The organism is Marilutibacter aestuarii, from assembly GCF_006546775.1.
GTDB classification, from domain to species: Bacteria; Pseudomonadota; Gammaproteobacteria; order Xanthomonadales; family Xanthomonadaceae; genus Marilutibacter; species Marilutibacter aestuarii.
The window spans coordinates 1-2,768 of record NZ_VICE01000020.1; the positions used below are offsets into that span (position 1 = coordinate 1).

Annotated in this window: 4 protein-coding genes; all 4 read right to left on the reverse strand. The window is 73.8% G+C overall.

The features are described from left to right. A partial coding sequence (locus FKV25_RS02585) for a methyltransferase domain-containing protein (RefSeq protein ID WP_141517236.1) occupies positions 1 to 289 on the reverse strand: 289 nt, incomplete at its 3' end. Continuing rightward, positions 286 to 1,098, reverse strand: coding sequence for a pimeloyl-ACP methyl ester esterase BioH (gene bioH, locus FKV25_RS02590; protein ID WP_141517237.1), 813 nt, complete (start codon positions 1,096 to 1,098; stop codon positions 286 to 288). The genes FKV25_RS02585 and bioH, both read right to left, overlap by 4 nt. Before the next feature lie 55 nt (positions 1,099 to 1,153). Next, complete coding sequence (locus tag FKV25_RS02595; protein ID WP_141517238.1) at positions 1,154 to 1,576, reverse strand: ACT domain-containing protein; 423 nt, start codon at positions 1,574 to 1,576, stop codon at positions 1,154 to 1,156. After that, positions 1,573 to 2,768 (reverse strand): 8-amino-7-oxononanoate synthase (gene bioF / locus FKV25_RS02600; RefSeq protein WP_141517239.1); only part of this gene is annotated, 1,196 nt, incomplete at its 5' end. The genes FKV25_RS02595 and bioF, both read right to left, overlap by 4 nt.

The window sequence follows — 2,768 nt, forward strand, 5'->3', positions numbered from 1 at the left end:
GGGCGCCGGCGTTGGCGCGGGCCGCCTGCAGCATGGGCAGGGCGAGGTCGAGGGCGATGACCCGGGCCTTGGGCCAGCGTTGCTGCAGCGCGATCGCGGCGTGGCCGGGCCCGCAGCCGACGTCGACCACGCAGCCCGGCTGCAGGGCGACATTGGGATCGTCGAGATAGTCCAGCGCTTCCATCAGGCGCGCGCCGACTTCGCGTTGAAGCGCCGCGGCCTCGTCGTAATGGCCGGCCGAGCGCGAGAACGCGCGCCGCACCTGGCGGTGGTCGAACAGATCGCTCATGTAGCATCCACCGGTCGTTCGGCGCGGGCCGCGACCGGCAGCGATCGCATGAATGCATCGATCTCGGCAGCCACGGTGTCGGCGGCAGCGAGGAAGGGCGCATGGCCCGCGTTCGGTATCACCAGGCTGCGCGCATCCGGGGCCAGCGCGGCCGCGGCGGGCATGGCGCCCGTCGGCACGAGCCGGTCGCGCTTGCCGCTGATCCACAGGCTGGGCACGCGCAGGCCGGGGAGGGCCTCGCGCAGGTCGAGCCGGTCCAGCAACGACAGGCCCTCGAGCAGCGCCCGCGGGGCCGGTTCGCCGCGCTCGAAGGCCTGCGCGCGCAGCTTGCGCAGTTCGTCCTGCGCATGAGGGGAGCCCAGCGCCTCCAGCGCGAGGAAGCCTTCCAGCGTGCCGCGGAAGTCGCGTTGCAGCGCCTCGCCGAAGTCGCGGAACAGGTTGGGACCGACGCCGTGCGGCCAGCCCCCGCCACTGACGAAACGCGGCGACGCGGCGACCATCACCAGGCCGCGCACGGCCGCGGGTGCGTCGAGCGCGGCGCGCAGGGCGAACTGGCCGCCAAGCGACCAGCCCAGCCAGACCGCGTCGGGTACGCGGGCGACCAGCTCGCGGCCGAGCGTGGCCGGGTCGAGCGAGGCCTCGGACGCGCGCGAATGGCCATGCCCGGGCAGGTCCACCAGGTGCAGGGTGTAGCGGTCGGACAGGCGATCGACGAGCGGCGTGAACAGGCCGCCATGCATGGCCCAGCCGTGGATCAGGGCCAGCGAGGGGCCGCGGCCGTGGGATTCGATGTGGAGGGGGGCAGCCATGGAGCAGGGGGACTCGGGGATCTTGGGGGACTTGGGGGCAGGGAAAGCAGCGGCTTCAGCGCGGGGGCGGGCGGTGCTGGGCCACCAGGCGCGCCAAGGCATCCAGGGCGTCCTGGCGCCTTGCCGACGGCACCAGCAGGTGGTCGTGGCCCAGGCCGGCGATCACGTTGCAGGCGATGCCTTCGCGCGCCAGCGCCGTCGATACCGCCGCGGTCAACCCCACGGCGTGGAGCGCGGAGTGTACGGCGAGCGTGAGCCAGCACGCCACGAAGTCGTAGGGCAGGCCCAGCGCATCGGCCCGTTGGCGCGGCATCACGACGGACAGGCCCCCGGACTCGCGCACCGTCGCTTCGGCGTCGGCGAGCCACGCCGGCGGGGCCAGCGCCGATGGCGATGCGAGCACGAAGACGAACTCGCCGGGCCGTGCATCGACCCGCAGCGTGGCCAGCAGGGTCGCCAGGTCCGTTTCGGCGGTCATTCCACCGGCTGGGCCACCCGGGCCGCCTCGCGCGGACCGGCCACGCGGTCACGGGCATAGGCCAGGGCATCGACCAGTCCGTCCACGTCGCCCGGCCCATGCAGGGCCGACAGCGTCACGCGCAAGCGCGCGCGGCCCTCGGACACGGTCGGCGGCCGGATCGCCGCCACCCAGTAGCCGGCCTGTTCCAGCGCCCGCGACATCGCCAGCGCATGGGCGTCGGTGCCGCACATCACCGGTTGGATCGGCGTGTCGCTGTCCATCAGCTGCAGGCCCACGCGCAGCGCGCGGTCACGGAAGCGTCCGACCAGCTCGTGCAGTTTCCCGCGTCGCCAGTGCTCGCTGCGCGCGAGCTTGACCGCCGCCAGCGTCGCGGCGGCCTGGGCCGGCGGCAACGCCGTGGTGTAAAGGTAGGGGCGCGCGGTCTCGGCGAGGTGTCCGATGAGGTCGGCGTCGCCGACCACGGCCGCGCCGTAGCCGCCGAGCGCTTTGCCCAGGGTCGCCAGTTGCAGCGGGACTTCCTGCACGCCCAGCCGGGCGTCGGCGACGCTGCCGCGCCCGTCCGGGCCTACGACGCCCACGCCGTGCGCGTCGTCGACATACAGCATGGCCTTCTGCACCTTCGCCACGAGGGCCAGCTGGCGCAGCGGGGCGAGGTCGCCGTCCATGCTGAAAACGCCGTCGGTGGCCAGTATCGCCAGGCCGTCGGGCAGGCTGCGCAGCTGGCGGATCGCGCCCTCAGGGTCGGCATGCGGGTAGCGCCGCAAGCGGCACCCGGACAGGCGCGCGGCGTCGATCAGGCTGGCATGGTTGAGCCGGTCCTGGACGCAGACGGATTCTTCGTCGAGCAGCGACTGCAGCACCGCCAGGTTGGCCATGAAGCCGCTGCCGAACAGCAGGGCCGCCGGGACCTCCAGCCAGTCGGCCAGTTCGCGCTCGAGCGCGTCGTGCATCTCGTGGTGGCCGCAGACCAGGTGCGAGGCGACGCCGCCGGCGCCCTCGCGCGAAGCCGCGTCCTGCAGGGCGTTGACCACCGCGAAGTGCTGCGAGAGCCCCAGGTAGTCGTTGCCGCAGAAGTTCAGCAGCGACTGGCCGTCGACCCGGCAGCGGGCGCCGTCACGATGGCTGACGCTGCGGCGCACGCGGGTGCGCGCGAGGGCCTCGCGTTCGGCGCGTGCGGCCGCGACCCGCG

Excerpts from the sequence above, each read along its gene's own strand:
- bioH (WP_141517237.1), bottom strand. The coding sequence starts at position 1,098 with ATGGCTGCCCCCCTCCACATCGAATCCCACGGCCGCGGCCCCTCGCTG.
- FKV25_RS02595 (WP_141517238.1), bottom strand. The coding sequence starts at position 1,576 with ATGACCGCCGAAACGGACCTGGCGACCCTGCTGGCCACGCTGCGGGTC.